Origin of the sequence: Achromobacter sp. NFACC18-2 (assembly GCF_900108985.1) — a bacterium.
Taxonomy (GTDB): Bacteria; Pseudomonadota; Gammaproteobacteria; order Burkholderiales; family Burkholderiaceae_B; genus Achromobacter.
In genome coordinates this window covers 306,161-331,540 of the sequence record NZ_FNYM01000005.1, presented here as the reverse complement: position 1 = coordinate 331,540, position 25,380 = coordinate 306,161, and the positions used below count along the sequence as shown (strand labels likewise).

Here is a 25,380-nt window from a genome sequence, read left to right as displayed (position 1 = left end):
CGAGGACTATGCATGCATGACCTGAATGACCTCTATTACTTCGTCGAGGTCGTCAAGCACGGCGGATTCGCCCCCGCCGGCAGGGCCCTGGGCATCCCCAAGTCGCGTCTGAGCCGGCGCATCGCGCTGCTGGAAGAGCGCCTGGGCGTGCGCCTGATCCAGCGGTCCACCCGCACGTTCGCGGTGACGGAGCTGGGGCAGGAATACTACGACCAGTGCCTGGCAATGCTGGCGGGCGCCGAGGCGGCGCAGGATGTCATCGACCGCACCCACGCCGAACCGCAGGGCACGATCCGTATCGCCGCGCCGCCCGCCCTTATCTACTATTTCCTGGGCGACGTGGTGGCGCGCTACATGGGAAAGTGCCCCAAGGTGAACGTCTACCTCAAGAGCTTCAGCCGCCCGGTGGACGTGCTGCGCGAGGGCTTCGACCTCGCCGTGCGGGTGCGCTTCGGCGCGCTCGAAAGCAGCGACCTGGTCATGAAGCACCTGGGCATGAGCTGCCAGAGCCTGGTGGCCAGCCCCGCGCTGGCTCGCGGCCTACCCCATCCCGCGGACTTGCAGCACATCAGCCGGCAGCCGGCGCTCGCGCTGGGCACCGAACAGCGCGAATGCCAATGGCGTCTGCTGGGACCGGACAACGCGCGCCTGACCGTGCCGTTCATGCCCAGGCTGGTCACGGACGACATGCTGGCGCTGAAGCAGGCGGCGCTGCGGGGCGTGGGCATCGTCGCCCTGCCCCTGCTGATGATCCGCGAAGAGCTCGACGCGGGGACGCTCGTCACGGTGGGCGCGCCCTGGCAGCCCGAGCCAGGCAGCGTACACGCGGTGTTCCCGTCCCGCCGCGGCCTCCTGCCCGCGGTACGGGAACTGTTGGATTTCATGGGAGAGGCGTATCGTGAAAACGCCCGGCGCGAAGCGCAGAGTCAGGCGCGCCACGGCCTTCCCGTCCTGCAACCGCCCACCTCATTGTCCGATAAATAGAACTCTGAGACGCAATTTGGCGATCTACCGGAGCGGTCGTCCTGAATTTAAGATTCTTTCTACGCACTCAGCGTTGTTCCCAACACCGCGCACCACCGCGCAAACCTGGATCGACCAAGGAATCCGCCATGACCAAACCCTACGTGAAGCTCGACAAGTCCCAAGCCGCCGTTCTGCTGGTGGATCACCAGGCAGGCCTGCTGTCCCTGGTGCGCGATTTCCAGCCCGACCAGTTCAAGAACAACGTGCTGGCCCTGGCCGACCTGGCCGAATACTTCAAGCTGCCGACCATCCTGACCACCAGTTTCGAAGACGGCCCCAACGGCCCGCTGGTCCAGGAATTGAAGGACAAGTTTCCCGACGCCCCCTACATTGCCCGCCCCGGCAACATCAATGCCTGGGACAACGAAGATTTCGTCAAGGCGGTCAAGGCCACCGGCAAGAAGCAATTGATCATCGCCGGCGTGGTCACCGAGGTCTGCGTCGCGTTCCCCGTGCTGTCGGCCATTGAAGAAGGGTTTGACGTGTTCGTCGTCACCGACGCGTCGGGCACCTTCAACGAAGTGACGCGCGACGCGGCCTGGCGGCGCATGGAGCAGGCCGGCGCGCAACTGATGTCGTGGTTCGGCGTGGCGTGCGAACTGCACCGCGACTGGCGCAACGACGTGCAGGGCCTGGGCACGCTCTTCGCCAACCACATCCCGGACTACCGCAACCTGATGGCGTCGTACTCGGCCCTCCAGGCGGCCAAGCAAGGCTGACCGCCGCGTGACCGGCGGAACACCGCCGGGACCAAAGCCAAAAGGCCCAGGTGAATTCACCTGGGCCTTTGCCATTCATTTGCGGCGGGCGAAGGGATACGCCTGCTGCGCCAGGAACGTCCCTGGCATGTCGTTGTCCAGGATGCCGTAGTTCTGCGGCAGCCGGTTGCCGGCCCCGCGCACCGCCGTGCCGAACAGGTAGTCGATGAAGGCGAAATGCGCCGCGTAATTCTTGTCGATCGCCTCGGTGTCGGACGAATGATGCCAATGATGGAAATCCGGCGTCACGATGATGTAGCGCAGCCAGCCCCACGGCAGCTTCACGTTGGAATGGATCAGCACCGCCTGGAACCCCACGATGATGATGTAGGCGTCCAGCACCGGCTTGGAAAAGCCCAGCACGAACAACACGCCCAGCACGGCCACGCGCGTGATCAGCAGTTCCACGATGTGCAGGCGCGAACCCGCCAGCCAATCCAGCGTGCGCGTGCTGTGGTGCACGGCGTGGAAGCGCCACATGAACGGCACCTCGTGGTAGATGCGGTGCGCGGCGTACTGCGCCAGGTCCGCCACCAGCACCGCCACGAAAAGCTCCAGCAGGTACGGCATGGACTGGATGGCGTGTTGCAGCGGTTCGTAGGCCGCCCACGAGAACAACCGGTGGATGAAGAAGTTGATGCACAGCAGCACCGCGCCCACCGACAGGTGATTGAACAGGAAGTGCTTCATGTCCACCTGCCACTCGCCGCGGAACACGGGCTGGCCGGGATAGAGCGGCGTCAGCTTTTCAAAAATGATGAACACGGTGCTGGAGGCCAGCAGGTCCAGGATGAACCAATCGAGGCCCAGATACGGATGCCCCCCGGCGCTGGACGCGCTGATTGCGACCTGGCTTCCGCCCGCCGCGACCGCGCAGCAGACCAGCACGAACGCCGAGATGTTCAGCCAACGCTGCCGCCCAAGCACGGTGTTGGCCAGCGCGATCGAGCCCGACACGAGCAGCGCGCCAAAGAGCAGCGTGCGCATTGCTTCCACCGAATAGAAATTGCGCAGTTCCGGCGTGGTGAGATAGGCGGGGAAATGGAATGCCAACACGCCCAGCACCGACAGGATGGCCAGAAAAAGCGCAATCACGCCGCTCATCATTCCGGTGCCCGGATCGATCCGGCCATCTTGTTTGAATAGATCCAATACTCGCCGATAAATGGGCGCGCCACGCTGTTTCATTGCGATTACAGGACAGTCCAAGGGGAAGCGAGTGTATCGCCGGGGACAGACCACCTTGTAATCAAACGTGAAAGTACGCGACAGAATGACGCATTTCGCGGCGCCCCTTGCGCCCGGTCAACGGGGCGGCCCCGGGCGGCGGGTGGCAAGGTTGACAAGGCGATGGCGTTGGCGTGTCATGGGCTTGACGCTGATGAGGCGTCGAGCCAGGCGCATCGTCGGTCCCGTCAACCGGTTCCTCAAGAGGCCTTTATGTTCCCTGAATACCGCGAGCTCATTACCCAACTGAAGTCCGAAAACGCCCATTTTTCGGCGCTGTTCCAGCGGCACAACGATCTGGACCAGGAAATCCAGAATATGGAGGACGGCATCAAGCCGTCCTCGAGCACCGCCATCGAGGTGCTGAAAAAAGAAAAACTCCACCTCAAGGACAAGCTATACGGCCTGCTCCGCGCCGCCGACAAGAACGGCGACGCCAGCGGCAAGGACAGCTAGCGCGCCCTCGGCGCGGGCTACATCGGCTCCAGGCCCGCGCTCTTGACGACGGCGGCGTACTTCGCCATCTCGGAACGGAAGTACGCCACCGTCTGCTCGGGCGGCATCAGGACGATACGGTTGTTCTGCGTCGCCATCGCTTCCTTCACGGCAGGCGAATTGAACGCGCGTCCCAGCGCGTCATAGATGCGCGCAACGTCCGCCTTCGGCAACTTCGCAGGCCCGGCCGCGGCGAACCAGCCGCCGATCTCATAGTCCGCCAGCCCCTGTTCGCGCAGCGTCGGCAGGTCGGGCAGCGCCGCCATGCGCTCGCCGCCGCAGGCGCCCAACGCCTTGAGCGCGCCGCTCTTGATCTGCGGCAGCACTGACGGCAGCGATAGCACCCCGAAATCCACCTGCCCGCCGATCAGATCGGCCATCATCGGCCCCACGCCCTTGTACGGGATGTGCCGCGCCTTCACACCCGCCTGCTGCACATACATCTCGGCGGCAAGGTGCAGGATCGTGCCGTTGCCCGACGACGCGTAGTTGTAGCGGCCGGGCTGGCTCTTCAAGAGCGCCGTCAACGCCTTGATGTCATTGGCGGGAATGTTCCGGGGATTGGCGACCAGCAGGAACGGCGTCATGCCCACCATGCTGATCGGCGTGATGTCGGTCAGCGGATCGAAAGGCAGGGTCTTGTAGACGCTGGGAAAGATGACGTGGTTGTTGGACAGCATGCTGAGCGTGTATCCATCCGGCGCCGAGCGCACCAACGCGGACGTACCCACGATGCCGCCGGCGCCCGGCTGGTTCTCGACCACCACCGTATGTCCCAGCGCCGCGGACAGCGCCGGCCCCGCTGCCCGTGTGATCGTGTCCACGCCGGAACCCACCCCCACCGGCAGGATGAATTTCACCGGCCGGTCCGACTGCGCCCACGTCAAGCCGGGCGCGCCCAGCACAGCGGCGCCCAGCGCCCCGATCACCTGGCGGCGGCTCCAGCCCCCGCCTGCGCGTTGATTGCTCATGTCTGTCTCCTGATGATTGTTGGACCGGCCGACTTGTGCGGCCGTTTGCTACTGCTACTGCTACTGCTACTGCGACTTCGACGCTACCCACTGCCCGTTCCGGCGTTCTTGGCGTTTTTGGCGTTCCTGGCGCCTTTGGCTCAGGCCGCCGCGCCCTGCTCGCGCAGCGCGGCGATCTGTCCGGCGTCGTAGCCCAGCCCCTGCAGCAACGCCTCGGTGTCCGCTCCCAGCACCGGCGGGTCGCGCCGCACCCCGAGCCGCTGGCCGTCCATCATCAGGGGAAAGAGCGCGGCGCCCGCCGTCTGCCCCGCCCGCTCGCCGTCGGGCAGCCGGATGTCGGCCAGCCCGCCCGTCGCGCGCAGATGCGGATCGTCGTACAGCTCCTCCGGCTTGACGATGGGGGCGAACGGCAGGCCGGCGCGCTCGAAGATGGCGCCCAATTCGGCCGCGCGGTAATTCGCCAGCCGCCGGCGCAAGTCCGCCAGCAGCGTGGGCCGCAAACGGACGCGGTCGTTGTTCGTGGCCATCGCCGGATCGTTCTTCAGGTCGTCAAACCCGAAGGCATCGCAGAAAGTCACCCACTGCGCATCGCTCACCGCCGCCAGGAAGATCTGCTCGCCGTCCTTGACCGTGAACACGTCGTACAGCGCCCAGGCCGACACACGCTCGGGCATCGGCGCCGAGGGCTGCCCCGTGATCGCATACTGCAACATATGCTGGCCGACGAGGAACACGTTGTTCTCGAACAGCGCCGACTGCACCTCCTGGCCGCGCCCGGTGATGCCGCGCTGGATCAGTGCGGCCATCGCGCCGATGGCGCCGAACATGCCGCCCATGATGTCGTTCACGCTGGTCCCGGCGCGCACTGGATCGCCCGGCCGGCCGGTCATGTACGCCAGCCCGCCCATCATCTGCACGACCTCGTCCAGCGCCGTGCGCATCGCATACGGACCGGGCAGGAATCCCTTGTGGCTGACGTAGATGAGGCGCGGATTCTCCTTGGACAGCGAGGCATGGTCCAGGCCGTACTTCGCCATCGTGCCGGGCCGGAAGTTTTCCGCGACGACGTCGGCGCTGAGGGCCAGCCTGCGCGCCACCTCGGCGCCCGCTGGGCTCTGGATGTCGAGCGCAATGCTCTTCTTGTTGCGGTTGAACATGGGAAAAAAGCCCGCGCCCACGCCCAGCAGGTGGCGGGTCCGGTCGCCCTTGACGGGCTCGACCTTGATGACTTCGGCGCCCAGGTCGGCCAGCACCATCCCGCAGGTGGGCCCCATGACCATGTGCGTGAATTCCACCACGCGCAGGCCGGCCAGCGGCAAGGGACGGGAGGCGGGAGCGCCGGCGGCGTCGGGGGTGTCGGGGGTGTCAGGCATGAAAAGGCTCGCAGGAGTCGCGTTGAAGCGCGGGCTCAGGCCGCCAGGCCGGGGCGCGCGCGAAAAGTCTTGGGTAGGCCGGCGCGCCACAACGCGCCGTGCAGGGGCTGGTCCGGCAACCAGCCGGCGACGGCCTCGCGCAATGCAAGCAGCCGGTCCAGGTCGACGCCCGTCTCGATGCCCATGCTTTCCAGCATGAACACCAGGTCCTCGCTGCTGACATTGCCGCTGGCCCCGGGCGCGTGCGGGCAGCCCCCGATGCCGGCCAGGCAGGCGTCGAAGCGCGCCACGCCGGTATCCAGCGCGGCCAGGACATTGGCCAGCCCCAGTCCGCGCGTGTCGTGGAAATGCGCGCAGCACAGCCGGTCGCCCGCGATGCGCCGCGCCGCCTCGAAGAGGCGCCGCACCGCCTCGGGATCGGCATAGCCCACGGTGTCGGCCAGGCTCACACGGTCCGCGCCGGCATCCAGCAGCGCCTGCATCAGGCGCAGCACTTCCTGCGGCCGCACCTCGCCCTGCAAGGTGCAGCCAAAGGCCGTTCCGACGCCGCCCTCGATCAGCACGGACGACCCGGCCGCGTCGCGCGCGGCCCGCATCTGGCCGACCATCGCCACCACCTCGTCCGGCGTCTTGCGCAGGTTCGCCAGGCTGTGGGCGTGGCTGGCCGACAGCGGCACCAGCATCAGGTGGGCGCCGCTGTCCAGGGCCAGCTCGGCGCCCTTCAGGTTGGGAACCAGCACCGACACGGCCAGGCCGGGGAGCCGCCTGGCGTGGGCAATCAGTTCGGCCGTGTCCGCCAATTGCGGCAGCAGCCGGGCGGGCACGAAGGAGCCCACTTCGATCTCGCGCTGACCCGCCGCATAGGCGGCATCGATCCAGCCGAGCTTGGTGTGCGTGGGCATCACCACCGACAGGCTTTGCAGGCCATCGCGCAGCCCCACTTCACGAACCGTGACGGCGGACGGGCGACAGGGGGATTCAAGCTGGGGCATGGCGCGATTGCGTGGGTAAGGGAAGCCCCAGTTTAGATATTCCCTATTTGCGCACAAGCGGTATTTCGGAACGCTTAAAATTCCCATTTGGAATATCACGTCAGGATGACCGCCATGCGCGACCTCGACATCACCACCCTGCGCCTCTTCATCTCCGTCTGCGAGACCGGCAACATCGCCCGCGCCGGGCAGCGCGCCAACATCGTTGGCTCGGCCATCAGCAAACGGCTCGCCCAGCTGGAAGACACCGTCGGCGCGAAGCTGCTCACGCGCAAGCGCCGGGGCGTCGAACCCACGGAGGCCGGAGAAACGTTGCTGGAGCACGCGCGCGCCATCCTGGCCAGCTCCGACCGCATCGAACGCGACATGTCCGCCTACGCGAGCGGCGTGAAGGGGCAGGTGCGGATACTGGCCACCGCCTCGGTGCTGGCCGAGTCCCTGGCGGAAGACATCGCGTCGTTTCTTCAGGCGGAGGCGCACCGCAACATCCGCGTGGACATGGAAGAACGGGTGAGCAACGAGGTGGTGCGCGGCGTGAAGGAAGGCATCGCCAGCCTGGGCATCTGCTGGGACGCCGCCGAATTCCATGGGCTGGCGCACCGCCCCTACCGCGGCGACCGACTGGCGGTGGTCACGGCGCCGGGGCATCCGCTGGCCGAGCAGGAAGCCGTCTTTTTCGAGGAAGCGCTGGCGTACGAGCATGTGAGCATGCCCGCCGCAGGCGCGGTGCTGCGGATGCTGCAGACGGCGGCCAGCAACAGCGGCCGGACGCTGCGCCACCGCGTGACGGTCAGCAATTTCGATTCAGCCTTTCGCGTCGTGCTGGCCGGCCTTGCGATCAGCGTCGCCCCCATCGAGGTTGCGACGCCCTACGCCCTGGCGCACGGCCTGCGCGTGCTGCCGTTGAAGGATGCCTGGAGCCGCCGGCGCTTCGCGATCTGCATGCGCAGCGAGACGGGCCTGACGGCCGCCGCGGCCTTGCTGCTGGAACACCTGGTGGCCGCGGGCGCGGCTGCGCAGCCTGTCCCTGCGCCGAAGGATCGGCCGCGCCGCCCGCGCTAGCGTGGCCGCGCCGTGTCCTTTTCGCCGACGGACGCGTTCATGTACTCCTTGACCGTGCCGTCGGGGTTGTAGATCACCGTCAGCATGCGCTGGTCCTGCATCGCGCCGTACTCGCTGTTGTTGAAGTAGAACCATGACGCGGTCCGCAGCCCTCGCGCATCGACGCGCTGCGACCGGGGCGGGCCGAAATCCCGGACCATGTCGTCAAACGTCGTGACGTTGATCTTGATGGCTTGCACCTTGGCCTGCGTGACCAGGTCGCCCGACGTTGGGGCGGCGCACCCCGCCACGAGGGCGGCCACGAAAAGCAATGACGGTCTCATTCGGTTTCCCCGATCCTGTCAGCCTGCCTGCGCGGCTGCCGTGTCTGTGAATGTCGGACGACCATAAGAATACCTCGCCCCCCCTTCCCCGGGGCCGACGGCGCCGTCAAGTTGCGGTCATCTACAATGCCGCCAGTTGCCGAGCGCGAAGAGGCGCCGGCCCGCAACACACAGGCAGTATGACCCGCGCGAAGAAATCAGCACCCAGAAGGAAAGCCCCGGCAGGCAGAAGCAAGAGCGCCAGCCCCGGCCGCATCTACCGATTCCTGCGTACGTTTGCGCTCACGTCGCTGGCCACGTTCGGCGCCGCCACCTATGCGCTGAACCCCCAGTGGCGCCCCAACCTCTCGCTTGACGAACTCCTCGCGCGCGTCGGTTGGCCGACCCAGGAACAGTTCGCGCCCGCGGCGGTGCCGGCGGGCGGCCTGGCCCACACGCGCTTTGCCGACTGCCCGCAGTTCTTTCCGCAGCAACGCCCCCCTGTCGTGCCCGCCAGCCTTGCGCTGCGAGAACTCTGCTTTTCAAACTTCGCCATCCTGCACAACGGCCAGACGAAGACGCCGGTGTTCGTTGCCGAGCGCCTGAACCGCAGCGTGTTGACGCAGGCGCAAGGCATGGAGCGGTCCGACAAGTTCTATGCCGAGGCCCGCGTGCCGCGCGCCGAACGCGCCGAGCTGGCCGACTACCGCGGCTCGGGCTACTCGCGCGGCCACATGGCGCCGGCGGGCGACATGTCCACACACGAGGCCATGGCGCAGAGCTTTTCGCTCGCCAACATGGTGCCGCAGGACCAGCGGCACAATGGCGGCCCATGGAGCCAGATCGAACAGGACACCCGCAAATACGTCATGCGCGCCTCGGGCGACGTCTACGTCTTCACCGGTCCGTACTATGGCGACAAGCCCAAGGAGATCGGCTCGGGCGTGGCGGTGCCCAGCCATCTCTTCAAGGTCGTCTATGACGCGGCCACGGGGCGTTCGTGGGTGCATTGGCAGGCCAACAGCCCGAACACGACAGCGGGCGCGCCCATCAGCTACGACGAGTTCCAGCGGCGCACAGGCATGCAGTTGCTGCCTGCCCGCTGAACGCCCGCGCGAGCCGCACCGCTCACCCCCGCGTCCCGGCCGCCTGTCGAAACGCCAGCACGGCATTGTTGCCGCCCATGCCGAAGGAATTGCTGATCGCCACCCGCAGCCCGGGCAATTGGCGCGCGCGTCCGGGCACGTAGTCCAGATCGCATTGCGCATCCCCGGGTTCAAAAAACAAGGTGGGCGGCACGACGCCTCGCGCGACGGCCATCGCGGTCACCGCCGCTTCGATCGCGCCCGCCGCACCGATGGTGTGGCCGATGGCGCCCTTGATGCTGCTGACGGGCAACGCGTCCGCCTGAGCCCCAAAAACGCGCCTGATGGCTGCGGTCTCGATCCGGTCGCCCACCAAGGTGCCCGTCGCGTGGGCGTTCACATAGCCGACTTCGCCGGGCGACAGGCCGGCATCCGCCAGGCATCGGGACATGGCCAGCGACTGGCCGTCCGGGTCGGGACGCAAGGGGTGCGTGCCATCGTTGCTGACGCCGTATCCGCAGAGTTCCGCGATGGGCGTCGCGCCGCGCGCCGCGGCGTGATCCGCCGATTCCAACACCAGCATCGCGGCGCCCTCGGCCAGCGCGAAGCCGGTGCGCCGGCGGCTGAACGGGCGGCAACTGCCTTCATCGCCGCTTTCGGGGTCCGCACACAATACGTGCAGCTGCTTCCACGCCGCCATGATCACCGGCGTGAGCATGGCCTCCGCGCCGCCCGCGATCGCCACGTCCAGGTAGCCGTCGCGGATGCGTCGGAAGGCTTCGCCGATGGCGACGGCGCCCGCCGAGCAGGCGGTGGTGTAGGTCTGGGCCTCGGCGGTAGAGGTGAGCTGCTGCGCGATGTGCGCCGCCGGCGCATTCGGCATGGTCGCGGGGACCACCAGCACCGTCCGCCGGGGCACGACGCCGTGATAGGCCTCGACAGCCTCGCACAGCGTGGACACGCCGCCGATGCCGGTCCCGATGAAAACGCCGCATTGCGCCTTGTGGCGGTCCTCCAGGGCGGCGCGCGCCATCGCCTCGGCGGCGGCATGCTGCGCCATCAACGTCACCCGGTCCATCATGCGGACCTGTGCGGGATGCAGCCCCGCGGCCACATCGGTCCGGACATGGCCCACGCGCCGGTCGATGCCGCCGTCCGGCGAGCGCGCCACGCCGCACCGGCCTTCGATCAGCGCATCAAAGGTCTGCTCGGCGTTGTCGCCCACGGGCGTCACCATGCCGATGGCGGTGACCACGACAGATCGACGTTGCGTCATGGCGCAGCTCCGGCTAGGCGGCTGACGCGACGGGGGCGGCAGCCATGCGGTCGACAACCTTGCGCATGTAGACGATCAAGGCGGACAGGTCCGAGGGAAAGACGCTCGTGATCTCCTGCGCGCCCACCGCATGATCGGCGGGCAGCATTTCGTCCGTCGGGATGCCGAACAGGGTCTCGATCTCGAGGAGGATCTCCAGGATGGCCAGCGAGTCGAATTGCGTGATGACGGCGGAAAATGGCTCGTCATTCAGCAGCGGGCCGCGATCGCAACGGCACACGTCGGAAATGATGTCGGCGAGCTTTTCGCGCAGGATGGCGTCGTCCGGCAGGACGGGAGATGCCGCTTGGGTTTGCATGGTCATGGCCCCATAAAAAAATGAACCGCCACCGTCGCGAAGAAGGCGCCGTCTTCCAGAAACCAGACGGTTCCACTATATGACACAGGCGACGACATAGGCGAGGGACGGGCGGGAGAAGTACGGACGACCGTCGGCAGGACGCTGCCGCGGCCGCGATCCGCCAGGGCGGCGTCAGCTATAACTGAAGGTCAGCGTCGCCTTGGCGCTCACCGCCCCCGCCGTGGGCGTCGGCTCTACCTGTTGGTAGCTGGCCCCGATCTGATAGGACCAGCTCGCCGTGGGAACCGCCCCGACGGGCGAGCCCAGGTTCTTGTCGGCCACGCCCATCTTGGGCGGGCGGAAGGTGCCGGTCTGCGTGTCGTATACCCACAATGTCACGCCGACCCCCTTCGCGGCCGTGGCGGCAGCTTCCTGATTTTTCAGCGTCGTGTCATAGCCCTGAACCGTGGATCCGGCGATGGACAGCGTCGGCGCCTGCGCGCTGCTGCTGGTGCACATGACCTGCAGCGTGGTCGATGAGACGCTTCCGGCGGTGCCTGCCTTCAACGCCGCCACGTTGGCGTCGGGCAGTGTGATGCTCAGGGCGGTCGGATTGGACACGCTGCAGGTCGGAACCGAGAACGAGACGTTGCCGTACATGGAAACGGCGTAGAGGTTAACGGGCGGCGACGCCATTCCCAGGTTCGCCAGCGTCGTAACAGCGGATATTTCGGTCGTGTTCAGTGAGCCCGGTACGATCGGGTCGCCGGTCGCGACGACCTCGATGCGCGTCCGGGCGTTGGGCAGGTATTCGGAACTGTTGAACGGAAATACGAGCGCACCGCTCGAGAAATTATTGATGTAGGTGATCGGCGCGGTCTGGGACGAGCTGTCGGTCACATAGTAAAAGATGCGAAAGCCGATGCCCTGGCGGCTGGTCTTGTAGATGTCGGTGCCCCCGATCAAGGGCCTTGAGCTGGCAAAAGTTTCCGAGGCTCCTGGCGGGCAGGCGTACAACGGGGCCGCCTTGCCCCGCTCCCCACCCTCCAGACGCGGCAGCGCCAGCTCCACCGCGAAGAACGGCTGGCCACGCGTCGGGTTGGCCGGCACCGCCACGGAAGTTCTTCCCGCGTAAATCGAATACTGGTTGCCGGCATACGCGGAGTACATTGTCCTGCTGGGCCCCATGCCACCTTGGTTGACATAGCATCGGATTGCTCTCGCGTCGAGCGGACCCGCCTGCGCATCGGGCGCGCCGCCGGCGGCGCCGAGCAATGCGAGGCAACACGCTGCCAAGACGCGTCCCGCCCCCTTCAGCGGGCCAGGCATGCTCTGAGCCTTTTCATGGATTAGCTGCATGTCAGCTCCTTGGTCGATTCCTCGGCGCCGGATGCCACCGAAGATGCGTCGATTTCAAATGCGCAATGCTGCGCCTGCCCTTCGCCCCATTGCACCGTGAACCTGCTGACGCCTTCCAACCCGGTCAGCCAGGCGCGTCCCACCGGTCCCACGATGCCGCGCTGCTTGCCGTCCGGTTCGTGGATCGCCGCCCCAAACGGCAAGGCTGCGCCGGCCGCATCCTTGAGCACCACCAGTATCGTGCGACCCAATTCGGTGTCGAACTTCGCGACCACGATCGCGCCGCGGCTGGGGACGACAGTGGCGACGTTCTGCCCCAGCGTCGCATGGGTATCGTCATAGTCGGGCTTCAAGGAGATGCGATTCTCGCGGTACGGCGTCGCGGACGGTACCAAAGCCCGTCCCGCGCTGTTGGTCCGCACGCCGGGATAGGACTCGACCTCCACGCCGGCTGCACCTGGCGCGTCTACGATGACGGCGGTCTCGCCGATGTTCTGTCCGAGCAGGAAGCCTTTCTTGTCCACGACGACCGCGCCACTGAAGTCGATGTTCGTATTGGAGGCGCCAGCGTTGTAGGCATGGCTGACGTTGGCCACGCCCACGGGAGACGCGTAGCCCACCGCGGCATATCCCCGGCCGCCATTGCCGCCGCCCGGCGCCCCCTGCGTCACGCCGCCCTGCACCGCATAGGTCATCGCGTAGTCGTCGGTCAGCGCCCCGCTGAGATTGACGTCCTGGCTCACTCCCTGGCCCTGGTTGCGCGACAGCGAGTAGCTCGCGCTATGCGTGCCGCCCAGCGGTATGCTGAGCGTCAGCATGAATGTCGACTGGCGCTTCTGCCAGGGGCTGCTGTTGATGCCGTAATTGAGCGAGTATCCCAACCGGCCAAAACCGCTGGAATAGGAAACTTGCGCGAACGACGCGGCGCGGGGAGCGTTCCGATAGACGATGCCGTAGTAGTTGAACGAGATGGAGCTCATGCTTCCGACTCGTTGAGAGAGCCACAACTGGTATTCGTGCATTCGCTCGTATCCGCGAAACGCGTTGTTCGAGCTGCGATCCCGCACCGCGTCGTCCAGGCTGCGGTAACCATCCGAGTTGTACCGGTAGCCCGCCAGCGTCAGGTCGGTACCCAGCGAAGGAAAGGCCTTGGCGTACTGGATACGCGCCGCCGTGCCAACCAGCTTCTTTCCGTCGGCGCCGCGCGAGTGAGAGGTCGTCACATCCGTGGAAAGCGCACCGAGTTCGCGCAGGTTCAGCGCCAGCCCGGCGGCTCCCGCGTAGTACGAACCCTGCGCACCGGTGAGACCGCCGTACGCCGTCACCCCAAAAGGCAGTCCATGCGCGAGCGTCATCTGCGCCATCATCGGGCGTTCGTTCACGTAGCTCTGCCGATGCTGGCCCAAGGCAAAACTGTAGTTCCAGGTTCCTTCGCGCAACATGGTCGGCAGGGCCGAAAACGGCTGAGAAAAGCGCGTGGTGCGGCCGCCCAGTTCCTCGATGGTCACTTCGAGGTCGCCGCCGCCCGGCGTCGAGTAAAGATCGTCGATGACGAAAGGCCCGGCCGGCACGAACGTCGTGTAGATCGCGTAGCCATTCTGCCGCACGGTCACCTTGGCGTTGGAAGGCGCGATGCCGCGCACCACGGGTGCGAACCCGCGTTGGCTGTCCGGCAGCATGCCATCGTCGGACTGAAGCATCACGCCGCGAAACCGCGTCGCATTGAAAATGTTGCCCGGGGTGGCGCTGTCGCCCATGCGCAACCACCCGCGCCAAGGCGCCACGTCGCGCTCGGCGTAGAGGTCGCTCCAGTCAAAGCTGGAACTTCCCGCGCTCTGGAAATAGTTTCCGTTGGCCCGCAGGCGCCATGCCCCCAGATTGAAGCCGTTGCGGAAACTGGCAAAGGTGCTGCTGGTGCTGCTGCCCTGGCCGCCGGAAAAGCGGGAGGCATTGTGCGACAAACGATAGGACGACCAGAACACGGTTGCGCCGTTGTCCCAGAGTTCGGGCGCAACGGTGCCCCGTGCCTTGCGATCCAACGCCGCCTGGGCGATGGAAACGTCAAGGATGTTCTTGTCCTGGTCGTAGCGCGCCTCGGCGGAAGGCAGCGTCTTGAGCGCCCCGGTGCAGCCGGTCGCGGTCTGCAACGCGGGAAAGGCCTCGATCTTTACCCCCATTTCCTTCAGCAACGGCACGGGCAGACACGGTTGCGCGTCCTCCATGCCCTCCACGGCGGCGAAATCGATCTCGCGCATGCCGAAAGCCTCGCGGTTAAGCTGGATCATGACCGACTTCGTGCCCGGCAGGACGCGGTTGGAAAACGCGAACACCGACAAGTCGACGCCGGTCGCGCCCGCCTTTTGATACAGAAAGCTGCTATCGAACGTTGCCGCGTCCTGGTCGGCCTCTGCCGCACGGCCGACGAGACAAGCGGCGAGAATCACGACCGCCGAGAAAACGGCGCGGGCCTGATTCGCGATCATTTTCACTGCCCGCGCGCTTGTGCTTCGGCGCCAGCGGGCACCGCAACCTCTGCCCAGGATTCCACCACGCCATAGTCGTTGACGACTTTCGCCGTGGCCTTCGTCGCGCCGCTGGGACACTTCGCCAACGGCAGCAGCGTCGTGGTCAACGGCTTGGCCACGACAGTGCGGCCAAAGCCATCCGCTTCGCCCGGGACGTCAATGCCCGAGAAATTGACGGTAAACACCGACGTGTTCTTGATCGCAAGCTGGCAGCCCTTGCCGTCCTTCTGCCAGGACCACTGCACCAGCGACGCATCGCGGGGCATTTTCTGGATGGCTTCCGGGCGATAGAACAGCTTGATGCGGGTGCGCGTGGCCAGCGTCAGGCTGTTTTCCGAGGCGCCCTTTTTCTTTTGCGGGATCTCGAGCACGTTCAGCCAGTAATAGCTCTCGCGATCGACGGGCATGCCGCCGCCCACGCGGGTGATCGTGAGACTGCGTTCGGTACCGCCGTCGAAACGGCTCAAGGGCGGCGTCACGAAGAACGGCGTTTCCATTTCCTCGGACTCGCCGTCGATCCATGCCTGCACGACGAAGGGATCCGTGCCGTGATTCTTGGCGTTGATCGAGACGCTCTTTTCCTTTTCATTGAAGATGACGCGCGTGCTGGACAACTGCACGGCCGCGTGGACGGAACTGAAGGCCAGCGCACCGAGCGTGGCCACGACAGAAAGAATGCGCTTGGAGAGAATGTTCATGATGCTGGCGCGCGGCTCTTTGCGGACAAGCCGGCTGATGTTCAGGTTGAGTTGGACCGCCGCCGCCGCATCGGATGCATGGCGGGGTGGATCCCCAGGATGATTCAGGAGTAGGTCAGCGTGATCGTCGCGGTGGCGTCGGCCGTTCCTGATCGGATGCCGGTCGCGCTGGGAGAAGAAATGTAGGAACTGGTGAACTGAAAAGTGCTTTTGCTTGAGTTCACGTTGAATGCGTAGGACTCGCTGCCATCCATGCGCACGATCTGCCCGGACCCGTGTATGGCATCCTTGGTCTGCACCTGCACACCGAAGCCCGTGGCGGCGCCCTGGACCGCCGTCAACGCCAGAATGCCTGCGTCGCCAAACGCCGTGGTGCCGTTGAATCGCAAGCTGGCGGCCTGCAGGGTGGAGACTTCGCACCCGCCCAACGTCACGGAGAAATCCTTCCAGTACTGCTGACCCGGCGTTCTGCTTGCGCTGAACTCGGAAATCGGCACATCGCCCATCACCACCGCGTCCACCGATACGGTGCAAGGGGTGCTCGTGATACGCCCGGAAATGCTGAGTGTCACGGACTGTCCATGCGCCACCCAGGACGCCGCCACGAGAACCACCGCAACAGCGAGTTTTGCTTTGTTGAGTTTCATGTCGTCAAGCACGCCCAGTACGATCTGGCGTGCGGTAATGGAGCGTCGCCGCCATCCAGACAAGCAGCGTTACGGCGGTGCGCCCAGGGCGCACAAGGCGGGCGAGGTTCAGGGGTCGCAAGGCCGTCCGCGCGGGCGGCCTTGCGTAGAACCCGGGCGGGCGGGAGCTACTCCCAGCCCGCCGTACGCGCGTCTGCGCGAATTACGAGTACGTGACTTCAAACACCGCGCGCGCGTTGGCGGGACCCGCGGTCACCGACGTCTCGGTCGCTTCGTAGTAAGCCTTGAAGTTGAAAACGTTGGTGCCTTCGGCGAGCGTGTAGGTCTTGGCGGCGCCGCCAACGACCACGTCGGTATTGCTCGCGACATCTTCCAGCGCGATGGCCACGCCTTGCGCACCCGCGCCGTTTTCCAGACCCAGCAGGCGGCCGAGGACGACGCTGCCAGCGCCCGGACGGAAGGCGATGGAGGCCGTCCCCAGCGTCGTGACGTCGCAATTCAGCAGCGAAATGCTGAACGCGGAGGCGGGGCCGCGGTCGCCCACGTTGGCAAAGTAGTTGGTGGAGATGGAGCCCATGGACACCACCATGTCTGCGCCCTGCTGGCCGCCACCGATCGAGCAAGGCGAAGTGGTGATCTCGCCCTGGAACGAGATGTTGCCGGTATCGGCCGACGCGGCGCCCGCGAAGGCGGCGAAGGCGGAGGCGATCAGGGCGTTGATGACGAGCTTTTTCATGACGTAAAGACCTATCTAAGTGGAAGAAAAAAACAACGAAATGGCGGATTGAACTACCGCCCAAGTGCTTGCCTTCGGGTCCGGCCGGCGCAGACGCCGGTATCGATCCAAACTAGTCGCGCAAGACAACCCAAGAGCAGATTGGCGGGCCAGAAAATGCCGCGCCGCACGATCCTGCCCAGCAGGTGCCGCTGCTTGCTAACGCCCAGTTCGTGCTTCAGGTCGGCGACCATCCAGCGAACCACCACCGCAAGTTTTTTCGCCAGCGGCGGATGCCTGTGCATCAGCCGCAGACATGGCTTTGCCCAGAGCCGATAGCCGAGGTAGCTGGTCGGCGAGAAGCGCCGTGCGCAATTCGTTGCGTCGTAGACCCAGTCCTGGAACGAAATGAGTTCCTGACGGCGCAATTCGTTGCACACGATCTTTCTGTCGTAGTCGACCCAATAGGCGTGATTGCTCATGGACATCACTCCGTCTGGAATGGCGCGGACAGGCGGTCTGCCATGGCAGACGCTCGGCCCGTCGAGCGCGTTGAACGGGAAAGGAATGTGAAGCCCGCGTAGCCGAGCCAAAGCAGGAGGAGGAAAGGAAGGCCGATGTGCAGCGTGGCGGCGAATTCGTCGATCACCAGGGTGGAGCCGGCGATCGCCGCCACCACCACGGCGCCAACGATGGCGGGTACGGCACGCAAGCGGCTTTGCATGGACGAGCGCAGGAATATGGCATCGCGGCCAAGATCGCGGCGGGCATGCGTCAGGAAGATGGCCAGCCACACGAACAACAAGCCGCTAATGGCGATCGACGTCGCCACAACGTAGGCGTCGCCGGGCAGCCAGGTGTTGACCCCCAGCACCGCGATGGACAGCCCGCCGGTCACGGCAACTGCGCGGCCGGGTCCCCGGCGGGATGAACGGCCCAGCCTTGCCGGCGCCTGCCCGGCGCGCGCCATGCTGAAGAGCATGCGCGAGGCGCAATAGATCTGGCTGTTGAGCACCGACAGGATCGTCACAAGCACCAGCGCGCGAAACAGCGTGTTCGACCAAGGCAAGCGGGCCAAGTCGAGCAACGTGGCGAAGAGGGGCCGGGACAGTGAGCTCACGCCGCTGTCGAGCAGCACCGACGCCGCTGCAACCGCAGCCAGCGCCAGGCCCACGACGGCGAAGGAGGTGATACGCAGCGTGCGGCGCAGCCCCTTGGCGGTGGATCTCGTTTCAGCGGCCACGATGGCCAGGGATTCGATGCCGACGAAGCCAAGCGTCGCAAGCATGAAGGCCTGCCAGACATTGATGAAAGGCACGGAGCCGAAGACGGACGTCAGTTCGGAGGAAGATTGCGCAGGTGTGGAAGGCCCCTGCGTGGTGTAGTGAAATGCCAGGCCAATGAGGGCGATCAGCCCCCCCACCTTGAGCATCGACAATGCGACTTCGCAGCGCGCGAATGCATGCGCACCCGCCATGTTGACCAGCGTGAGCATTGCAAGCACGCCAGCCAGCAGCCAAACAGGAGAGGCCTGAGGCAGCCAGGCCGCCAGCACGGGAACGAGCAGGGACACTTCGGTTCCGATGATCAGGACGAGAGAGGCCAGGTATGCCGCGCGCACCAGAAACCCCATGGCAGGCCCCAGGGTGCATTCCGCGTAGGAACCGAATGCGCCGGGCGTGGGGTATTGGGCGACGAGGCGGCTGAGCCCGGCCATCAAGGCCAGCACCACCAGCGCTGCCGCCACGTAGGCGGGAAACGCGGCCGGGCCGGCCAGCAGCAGCGGCAGCGCGCTGCCCGACACCAACCCGTAACTGATGACCGTACCGAAAGCGACCATGGACATTTGCCGACCGCTTAGCACAGCTGGCAGGGCCGACTCTCTGTTCAATATGTGGTTCAAGTGATTCATGGCGGGTACCTCTCCCGGAAATCGAGGGGTACACCTCAGGCAGGGCGAAGCCTCATTGGGACGAGACTTTAGGCCTGGCTCCAATGTACGTATGTAGAAGGATTACGAAAGGCGCGGCGAGAGAATTGCGTCCGCCGGCCAGCATGCACGGCCTGACTGCGGCCCTGCCGCGAGCCTCGCAGGAGGCCCTTTCACCTGAAGGACAGGCCGCCATCCCTGCAAGGCATATCGTGCGCCAGCGCGGTCTATCCGCGAGAATGACAGCATTGACCCACATTCGAATTGATGCGGGACCTTGTGAAAGATCAATCACTACTGGCCTGAACGTCAGTAAAAGAGCGGAATGACACTTTCTCCGGCTTAAATTTTCTACGACGGAGTCATGCAGATGAAAGCCAACAAATTGCTGGCACTGATCGGTTTGGTGCTGTTGAGCATAATGGCGTTAACGAATGCGCACGCCCGAAACTGCACCAAGGGACAACCATGCGGTGGTTCATGCATTTCTTGGAGCAAGGTCTGCCGGGTGGGAACGGGGACATCACGTCCGACCGCTCCGCGTTCAGCCACTATTCCGCAAACTGTGGGACCTTCCTCACCGTCAAGTACCGGCCTCAGCCAGATAAGACCTGATGCGCCAAGTTCGACCCTCGCGCCAGCCGCGGGAGCGGCGTCCGCAGCAACGCTCCGCGTTCGCGTGGACGCTGCGGTATTTGAATGGCCGGAGCACAGTGCTCCGGTCATCCGCGTTGTCGGTGCGGGAAGCCAAGTGACGGCATATCGCAGGCACAACGGCTGGATCCGGATCAGCGCAGAAAAGGCAGCATCTGAATGGCTGCCGCTCACGGTCATAGAGCAGCGATGACGGGAGCTCACAGGAGCGCCGCCCTACGTCTCACGCGCGGCGGCGTTGGCCGCGCCCCGGATCGACATACGCGCAACGCCCAGTCTGCGCGCGAATGCCCGCGACATTTGGCTGCACACGCCCCGTGGGGCCCCACCTTCGCGCTGACTTTCAGGCACGCCCGTGCGGTCCTGTGGATGCTGTTGCTGGCAATCACGGTGCGCGGCCTGGTGCCCGCGGGCTATATGCCGGACGTCCGCGCGCTGGAAAAGGGCCGTGTCGAGCTGACGTTCTGTACGGCAGCGGGCACGGTCTCGAAGATTTCCCTCTCGCTCACGGGCGGCGGCTCGGATGCCTCGGACCATGGCGACCAGACAGCCCTCGGGATGGAGTGCCCCTTCGGCCTGCTGACGCATGTGACGGCGGCCCCGCCCGCGACAGCGCCATCGGTTGCACTGCCCGTGCAGGCCGCGCCGTCGATTCCCTTCGACGTCTCGCGCGCGCTTCCACCTTTGCCCGCGCAGGGTCCGCCGCTTGGATCCCGCGCCCCTCCCTCCTTGCTCGGCTGATCGCCGCCCGTGCGACGCGCTGATTCAGCGCATGCCACGGTGCCCGTCGATGCCGAGGTTCTGGCGGCCACGCCTACCCGCTCCTGCCCGGATCCAGCCCCGCTGATCCGGGCCTGATCGGACCCGCCTTCCCCCTCTTTCACCGACGTAGACGATCTTCGCGACGCGTTGCCTGCCTGGGCAACCGGCCGCGAGGCTCGACGGCGCGCGACTCATTCCGCATCGCCGTCCTCCCATTCATAGCGAGCAAACGAACATGACGATGACTTTCTTTGCTTCCGTGCAGCCTGCGGCATCCCTGCCCTTTAAACCCAGCGTCAGCTGCACCGACTGCCGGTTGCGCGGCTGCTGCCTGCCGCGCCGTCTGAACGATCCCGAGGTCGCCAGCCTGAGCGACTGCATCGATACTCGCGTACGGCTCAAGAAAGGCGAAGTACTTTTCAGCCAGCACGACTCGCACCATGCGGTCTTTGCCGTTCGCGCCGGTTCGCTCAAGACGCACTGGGCAGACCCATGCAAGCCTGACCAGGTGGCGGCTGTCCACCTTCCCGGGGATCTTTTGGGTTTCTCCGGCCTGTTTGAGCGCCGCCACGGCATGACGGCGACAGCGCTGGAATCCAGCGAAGTCTGCGTGATACGCCTGGACACCCTGGACGCCCTGACGCCGCAATTCCCGCAAATCCAGTCTCAGATCCGGGGATTCATGAGCGGCGAACTGATACGGCTTCAGAAGCTCCTGGCCCAGACAAGGCAGCGCTCCGGGCCACGAATCGCGTCGTTTGTTCTGGACCTTGCGGAGCGGCACGCCGCCCTCGGATATGCGCCCGACAGCTTCTCACTACGCATGACGTACAGCGATATCGCCAGCATGCTGGGAATGACGCTGGCCACTGTCAGCCGGCTGATTAACATCCTCAAGCGCGAAGACATCATCGATGTACAGGGCAGGCAATTGAGAATCGTCGATCGGGTGGCGCTTACAGCCATCGCGAAAGGCCGGGATGATGTGTGCCGCCTGCCGACGTAGATGCATCGCGCCTGGCCTGCCCTTCGCTCAATGCAGGATGCGCTCAAGAAACGCGCGTGTGCGTTCGTGCCGAGGGCGGTCGAAGAAGGCGTCCGGCGCGGCCGATTCCAGGATACGGCCGCCGTCCATGAAGACGACCCGGTCTGCCACGCTCCGTGCAAAGCCCATCTCGTGCGTCACGCACAGCATGGTCATGCCATCGTCGGCCAACGAGGTCATGGTGTCGAGCACCTCCTTGACCATTTCCGGGTCCAGGGCGGACGTGGGTTCGTCGAACAGCATGATGCGCGGCTGCATGCACAACGAGCGCGCGATGGCCGCGCGCTGTTGTTGCCCGCCGGACAACTGGCCCGGATACTTGTCCGCCTGGTCCAGGATGCGTACCCGCGCCAGGTATTGCAGCGCCAGGTCGGCGGCCTGCGGGCGCGCCATGCGCTTGACGTGCATGGGCGCCAGGATGCAATTTTCCAGCACCGTCAGGTGAGGAAACAGATTGAAGTGTTGGAACACCATCCCCGCATCCGCGCGCACTTCGTCGATGGCGCGCAGGTCGTCGGCAAGCTCCACCCCGTTGACCACGATGCGGCCTTCCTGATGGCGTTCCAGCCGATTGATGCAGCGGATCATCGTGGACTTGCCCGACCCCGAAGGCCCGCAGATCACCAGACGTTCACCGACGGCCACCTGCAGGTCTATGTCATGCAGCACCTGAAAGTCGCCATACCATTTGCTCATGCCGGATATGCTGACGGCCATGGGCGCGGCCTCGCCGCCTTGTTGCTGGTTCAACGGAGTTCCCCTTTTTTGAAGCGCCGCTCCAGCCACATCGAATAGCGCGACAGGCCGAAGCAGATGCAGAAATAGATGCCGGCAATGAAGAGATAGGTCTCGACATAGGGCGTGGGCCAGGCGGGATCCGTCAAGGCGGCGCGCCCCGAACTGAGCAGGTCGAACAGCCCGACGATCAGCACCAGGCTGGTGTTCTTGATCATCACGATGGCGGTATTGGTGAGCGGTGCGATCACCTTGCGCACGGCCTGCGGCAGCACCACCAGCCGCGTCATCTGCCACCACGACAGGCCCAGCGCGCGCGAGGCTTCCATCTGCCCCGCCGGCAGCGACTGCAGGCCGCCACGGATCACCTCGGCCAGGTAGGCGGCCGAAAAAACCGTAAGCGCGATGCCGGCGCGCAGCAGGCTGTCGATGGTCATGCCGGCCGGAAGCATGATGGGCAGCACGATGGATGCCATGAATAACAGACTGATCAACGGCAGGCCGCGGATCAGCTCGATGACGCACGTGGCGATGAAGCGCGCCATCGGCAGCGACCCGCGCCGGGCCAGCGCCAGCAGGATGCCCAGCGGCATGCCCACCCCCAGCGCGCATACCGCCAGCAGCAGCGTCACGGGCAGGCCGCCCCACGATGCGGTGGGCACTGGGGTCAGGCCCGCCCAGCCGCCCTGCATCAGCGCCAGCGAGCCGCCCATGCCCGCCAGCCACAGCCAGACCGTGCGCAGCCGCCATTGGCGCGGGTCGAGCGACACGACAACCATCGCCAGAATCACCACGCACACCACGGCCGGCCGCCATTGCTCGCCGCGCGGATAAATGCCGAACAAAATCTGATTCAGCTTTTCGGCCAGGAACGCCCAGCAGGCTCCGCTGGCCTGCCGGCACATGGCGCCGGGTTCACCCGGCCAGACGGCATTCAACAGCGACCAGTCAATGAACCGCCCCAGGGCATAGAGCGCCAACCCAAGTGCCACCACGGTGGCGATACTGCTGGAAACGCTGCCGAACAGGCGCTGGGCCACGCCCGCCCGGCGATCCACCGGCGCCGGCCGGGAAGGCATGTCTGTAGAGATCACGGTCGTATTCATTTGCGTTCGGTCCGCAGGATGCGCCGGTTGTAGAGGTTCATGAACAGCGACACGCTCAGGCTGATGCACAGATACACGCCCATCAGGATCGCCAAGCCTTCGATGGCCTGCCCGGTCTGGTTGATGGTGGTGGTGATCACGAACGACAGGTCCGGATACCCCACCGCGAGCGCCAGCGTGGTGTTCTTCACGATCGACAGGTACTGGCTGGTCATGGGCGGCACGATCACGCGCAGCGATTGCGGCACGATCACATGGCGCAGCGTGGTCCAGGGCCGCAGGCCAAGCGACTGCGCCGCCTCCCATTGCCCTTGCGCAACGGCCTCGATTCCACCGCGGATGATCTCGCCCGAGAACGCCGCCGAATACAGCGTCAGGCCCACCAGCAGCGCGGTGAATTCAGGCGTGAGCGCGGTGCCGCCGACGAAATTCAGTCCGCGCAGTTGCGGCGCGGTGGTGCTTAATGTCAGGCCGCCCCATTGCCAGGCCGCGACGCCCGCCAACGCCGTCACGGCGATCAGGATGCGGCCCAGCGGCAGGGAGGGACGATGCCTGCGCAGCGGGCGCAGGCCCCACCACGCCAACAGCGCCGCCAACAGCACGCCCGCCAACGGCAGCCAATCGCCCTGCGACTGCACGCTTGGAAAAAACAGGCCGCGAATCGACAGGAATACGCCCGGCAAGGGGTTGAGCGCCTGCCTGGGCGAGGGCAGATTGATGGTGACCAGGCTATACCAGAACAGCAGTTGCACCACCAACGGGGTATTGCGCGTGATTTCCAGATAGAGCGTGGCGATGCCATGCACCAGGGGATGCCGGCTGCGGCGCGCCAGCGCCAGCAGGAATCCCAGCACCGTCGAGGCCACGATCACCAGCACCGAGATATACAGCGTGTTGACCAGCCCGACGGCGAACGCGCGCGCATAGCTGTCGGTAGGCCGGTAGGCCAGCAAGCTTTCCGACACCGGGAAGCGCGCGGCGTCCCCCAGATAGCCAAAGCCGGTGGTGATGCCGCGCTGGGTCAGGTTGTCGTGCGCGTTCCACACCAGCCAGTACAGCGTCCCGAAGAAAACGCAGGCAATGAGCCCCTGCGCCAGCACGGATCGCGCCCGCGCGTCGTACCAAAGTCGCTTGAACATGAATCAGCCCCGCCCGGCTTGCGGGTCAGTTGAAGACGTAGGGGTACATCAGGCCGCCGTCGCGATACAGCCGGTTCAAGCCGCGCTCAAGCTTCAAAGGGCTGTTCTTGCCGACATTGCGTTCGAACATCTCGCCGTAGTTGCCCTGCGCCTTGACGATGTTGTAGGCCCAGCGCTCGTCCAGGCCCAACGCCTTGCCGTTGCCCGGCTCGACGCCCAAAAAGCGCGCGATGCGCGGATCGTCCGACTTGAGCATGGCGTCCACATTGGCCTGCGTGATGCCCATGTCTTCGGCCGCGATCGGCACCTGGACCACGAATTTGACGATGTCGAACCAGCGGTCATCGCCATGGCGCACCGCGGGAGTCAGGGCTTCGCTGTTGCCGCTGGCCGGAAAGATGATGTAGTCGTCCGGGTTCTGCGCCTGCGTGGCGCGCACCGCCGCCAGCGCCGACGAGTCCGTGATCAGGCCGTCGCAGCGCCCCGTGAAGAAGGCCTGGCGCGATGCGGCCACGTTGTCGAACAAGACCGTCTTCAAGCCCAGTTTGAACTTGCGCGACAGGTCGGCCACCGTCACTTCGTTGGTCGATCCGGTCTGCACGCAGATGGTGGCGCCCTGCATGTCCTTGGTCTGGGTGATACCCAGATCCTTGCGCACCATGAAGGCGTCGTACTCGTAGTAATTGGGATAGGTGAAGTTGATGCCGTTGGCATCGCGCCGCAGGGTCCAGGACGTGGTGCGCGGCAGCACGTCGATCTGCCCGGTCTGCAGGGCGGTCAGACGCTGCTGACCGGTCAACGGAACGAAGCGCACCTTGGCGCCGTCACCCAGCACGGCAATCGCGATGGCGCGGCAGGTTTCCACGTCCAGCCCCTTCCAGTTGCCGTCTTTGTCGGGCGCGGAAAAGCCGGTGGTGCCGTGGCCGGATCCGCAGATCACATAGCCGCGGGCACGGATCTGGTCCACGGTCGGGCTGTTGCTGGACGCGGAAACCGCCGGTGTGGCCGGGCTGGCCGGTGCGGGAGTCTGCGCGCCTGCAAAGGCGGGCAGAATGGCGGCGGCGCCCAGGATGAGCGCGCGCGTAACGGTATGGATACGGTACATGGCAATTCCCCTTGCAATGTGTTGGCGGGCCATGACGCTCTTGTCGGCGGCTG

25 protein-coding genes are annotated in these 25,380 nt (G+C 65.5%); 7 read left to right on the top strand and 18 right to left on the bottom strand.

Annotated features, from left to right (window positions below):
• Window positions 1-12 precede the first annotated feature (12 nt).
• Both BMW75_RS10300 and ycaC read left to right on the top strand, forming a co-directional pair.
• Window positions 13-984, top strand: a complete 972-nt coding sequence (locus tag BMW75_RS10300) for a LysR substrate-binding domain-containing protein (protein ID WP_092579055.1) — start codon at window positions 13-15, stop codon at window positions 982-984.
• 128 nt (window positions 985-1,112) lie between these two features.
• Window positions 1,113-1,745: an isochorismate family cysteine hydrolase YcaC gene (gene ycaC / locus BMW75_RS10295; RefSeq protein WP_076515620.1), complete on the top strand. Its 633-nt coding sequence runs from the start codon at window positions 1,113-1,115 to the stop codon at window positions 1,743-1,745.
• A gap of 75 nt (window positions 1,746-1,820) precedes the next feature.
• Here the strand turns inward: ycaC and BMW75_RS10290 are convergent, their stop codons facing one another.
• Entirely contained in the window at window positions 1,821-2,972 is a 1,152-nt protein-coding gene (locus BMW75_RS10290; RefSeq protein ID WP_092579053.1) for a sterol desaturase family protein, read from the bottom strand.
• A gap of 252 nt (window positions 2,973-3,224) precedes the next feature.
• On the opposite strand from BMW75_RS10290, the gene BMW75_RS10285 reads away from it, so the two are divergent.
• On the top strand, window positions 3,225-3,467 hold the full coding sequence (locus tag BMW75_RS10285) for a YdcH family protein (protein WP_092579051.1): 243 nt from the start codon (window positions 3,225-3,227) through the stop codon (window positions 3,465-3,467).
• A 17-nt stretch (window positions 3,468-3,484) separates the two neighbouring features.
• On the opposite strand, the gene BMW75_RS10280 is transcribed toward BMW75_RS10285, so the two are convergent.
• The 3 genes from BMW75_RS10280 to BMW75_RS10270 all read right to left on the bottom strand — a co-directional run bounded on the left by BMW75_RS10280 (window position 3,485) and on the right by BMW75_RS10270 (window position 6,842).
• On the bottom strand, window positions 3,485-4,477 hold the full coding sequence (locus tag BMW75_RS10280) for a Bug family tripartite tricarboxylate transporter substrate binding protein (protein WP_254791982.1): 993 nt from the start codon (window positions 4,475-4,477) through the stop codon (window positions 3,485-3,487).
• A 140-nt stretch (window positions 4,478-4,617) separates the two neighbouring features.
• Window positions 4,618-5,850, bottom strand: a complete 1,233-nt coding sequence (locus BMW75_RS10275; RefSeq protein ID WP_092579049.1) for a CaiB/BaiF CoA transferase family protein — start codon at window positions 5,848-5,850, stop codon at window positions 4,618-4,620.
• A 35-nt stretch (window positions 5,851-5,885) separates the two neighbouring features.
• On the bottom strand, window positions 5,886-6,842 hold the full coding sequence (locus tag BMW75_RS10270) for a hydroxymethylglutaryl-CoA lyase (protein ID WP_092579047.1): 957 nt from the start codon (window positions 6,840-6,842) through the stop codon (window positions 5,886-5,888).
• A gap of 114 nt (window positions 6,843-6,956) precedes the next feature.
• Here BMW75_RS10270 and BMW75_RS10265 point away from each other — a divergent pair, with 114 nt between their 5' ends.
• Window positions 6,957-7,904: a LysR family transcriptional regulator gene (locus BMW75_RS10265; protein ID WP_092579132.1), complete on the top strand. Its 948-nt coding sequence runs from the start codon at window positions 6,957-6,959 to the stop codon at window positions 7,902-7,904.
• Here BMW75_RS10265 and BMW75_RS10260 read toward each other — a convergent pair.
• On the bottom strand, window positions 7,901-8,227 hold the full coding sequence (locus BMW75_RS10260; RefSeq protein ID WP_175493142.1) for a hypothetical protein: 327 nt from the start codon (window positions 8,225-8,227) through the stop codon (window positions 7,901-7,903). The genes BMW75_RS10265 and BMW75_RS10260 overlap by 4 nt on opposite strands.
• Before the next feature lie 179 nt (window positions 8,228-8,406).
• Between BMW75_RS10260 and BMW75_RS10255 the strand changes: the two genes are divergently transcribed.
• Window positions 8,407-9,312, top strand: coding sequence for a DNA/RNA non-specific endonuclease (locus BMW75_RS10255; protein ID WP_092579043.1), 906 nt, complete (start codon window positions 8,407-8,409; stop codon window positions 9,310-9,312).
• A 22-nt stretch (window positions 9,313-9,334) separates the two neighbouring features.
• Here the strand turns inward: BMW75_RS10255 and BMW75_RS10250 are convergent, their stop codons facing one another.
• The 9 genes from BMW75_RS10250 to BMW75_RS10210 form a co-directional block, all read right to left on the bottom strand.
• Entirely contained in the window at window positions 9,335-10,567 is a 1,233-nt protein-coding gene (locus BMW75_RS10250; RefSeq protein ID WP_092579040.1) for a beta-ketoacyl-[acyl-carrier-protein] synthase family protein, read from the bottom strand.
• 13 nt (window positions 10,568-10,580) lie between these two features.
• The gene (locus BMW75_RS10245) at window positions 10,581-10,925 is read right to left on the bottom strand and encodes an acyl carrier protein (RefSeq protein ID WP_254791981.1); all 345 of its coding nucleotides are present in this window, start codon (window positions 10,923-10,925) and stop codon (window positions 10,581-10,583) included.
• A gap of 174 nt (window positions 10,926-11,099) precedes the next feature.
• Window positions 11,100-12,266 carry a fimbrial protein gene (locus tag BMW75_RS10240; RefSeq protein WP_092579038.1) on the bottom strand — a complete coding sequence of 389 codons (1,167 nt, stop codon included), beginning with the start codon at window positions 12,264-12,266 and terminating at the stop codon, window positions 11,100-11,102.
• Window positions 12,257-14,869: a fimbria/pilus outer membrane usher protein gene (locus tag BMW75_RS10235; protein ID WP_254791980.1), complete on the bottom strand. Its 2,613-nt coding sequence runs from the start codon at window positions 14,867-14,869 to the stop codon at window positions 12,257-12,259. The genes BMW75_RS10240 and BMW75_RS10235 overlap by 10 nt, the downstream gene beginning before the upstream one ends.
• Window positions 14,752-15,489 (bottom strand): fimbrial biogenesis chaperone, encoded by a 738-nt coding sequence (locus BMW75_RS10230; RefSeq protein ID WP_092579034.1) that lies wholly within the window; start codon window positions 15,487-15,489, stop codon window positions 14,752-14,754. The genes BMW75_RS10235 and BMW75_RS10230 overlap by 118 nt, the downstream gene beginning before the upstream one ends.
• Window positions 15,490-15,593: 104 nt before the next feature.
• A complete protein-coding gene (locus BMW75_RS10225) occupies window positions 15,594-16,136 on the bottom strand; it encodes a fimbrial protein (protein WP_092579130.1) in 543 nt (180 codons plus the stop codon).
• Window positions 16,137-16,338: 202 nt separating this feature from the next.
• Window positions 16,339-16,872 (bottom strand): fimbrial protein, encoded by a 534-nt coding sequence (locus BMW75_RS10220; RefSeq protein WP_092579032.1) that lies wholly within the window; start codon window positions 16,870-16,872, stop codon window positions 16,339-16,341.
• Window positions 16,873-16,925: 53 nt separating this feature from the next.
• Window positions 16,926-17,333, bottom strand: coding sequence for a hypothetical protein (locus BMW75_RS10215; RefSeq protein ID WP_139208522.1), 408 nt, complete (start codon window positions 17,331-17,333; stop codon window positions 16,926-16,928).
• Between the two features lie 5 nt (window positions 17,334-17,338).
• Complete coding sequence (locus tag BMW75_RS10210) at window positions 17,339-18,697, bottom strand: amino acid permease (protein ID WP_175493141.1); 1,359 nt, start codon at window positions 18,695-18,697, stop codon at window positions 17,339-17,341.
• A gap of 1,107 nt (window positions 18,698-19,804) precedes the next feature.
• On the opposite strand from BMW75_RS10210, the gene BMW75_RS10205 reads away from it, so the two are divergent.
• On the top strand, window positions 19,805-20,176 hold the full coding sequence (locus tag BMW75_RS10205) for a DUF2946 family protein (RefSeq protein WP_092579026.1): 372 nt from the start codon (window positions 19,805-19,807) through the stop codon (window positions 20,174-20,176).
• 256 nt (window positions 20,177-20,432) lie between these two features.
• On the top strand, window positions 20,433-21,203 hold the full coding sequence (locus BMW75_RS10200; RefSeq protein WP_092579024.1) for a helix-turn-helix domain-containing protein: 771 nt from the start codon (window positions 20,433-20,435) through the stop codon (window positions 21,201-21,203).
• A 27-nt stretch (window positions 21,204-21,230) separates the two neighbouring features.
• Here BMW75_RS10200 and BMW75_RS10195 read toward each other — a convergent pair whose 3' ends face one another.
• From BMW75_RS10195 to BMW75_RS10180, 4 genes are read right to left on the bottom strand one after another with little or no spacing between them, the layout of a single operon-like run.
• On the bottom strand, window positions 21,231-21,959 hold the full coding sequence (locus BMW75_RS10195; RefSeq protein WP_092579128.1) for an amino acid ABC transporter ATP-binding protein: 729 nt from the start codon (window positions 21,957-21,959) through the stop codon (window positions 21,231-21,233).
• Between the two features lie 29 nt (window positions 21,960-21,988).
• Window positions 21,989-23,083: an amino acid ABC transporter permease gene (locus BMW75_RS10190; RefSeq protein WP_175493140.1), complete on the bottom strand. Its 1,095-nt coding sequence runs from the start codon at window positions 23,081-23,083 to the stop codon at window positions 21,989-21,991.
• Window positions 23,080-24,222, bottom strand: coding sequence for an amino acid ABC transporter permease (locus tag BMW75_RS10185; RefSeq protein ID WP_092579020.1), 1,143 nt, complete (start codon window positions 24,220-24,222; stop codon window positions 23,080-23,082). Before BMW75_RS10185 ends, BMW75_RS10190 begins: the two co-directional genes overlap by 4 nt.
• Before the next feature lie 25 nt (window positions 24,223-24,247).
• The gene (locus tag BMW75_RS10180) at window positions 24,248-25,327 is read right to left on the bottom strand and encodes an amino acid ABC transporter substrate-binding protein (RefSeq protein WP_092579018.1); all 1,080 of its coding nucleotides are present in this window, start codon (window positions 25,325-25,327) and stop codon (window positions 24,248-24,250) included.
• Between the last annotated feature and the right edge of the window lie 53 nt (window positions 25,328-25,380).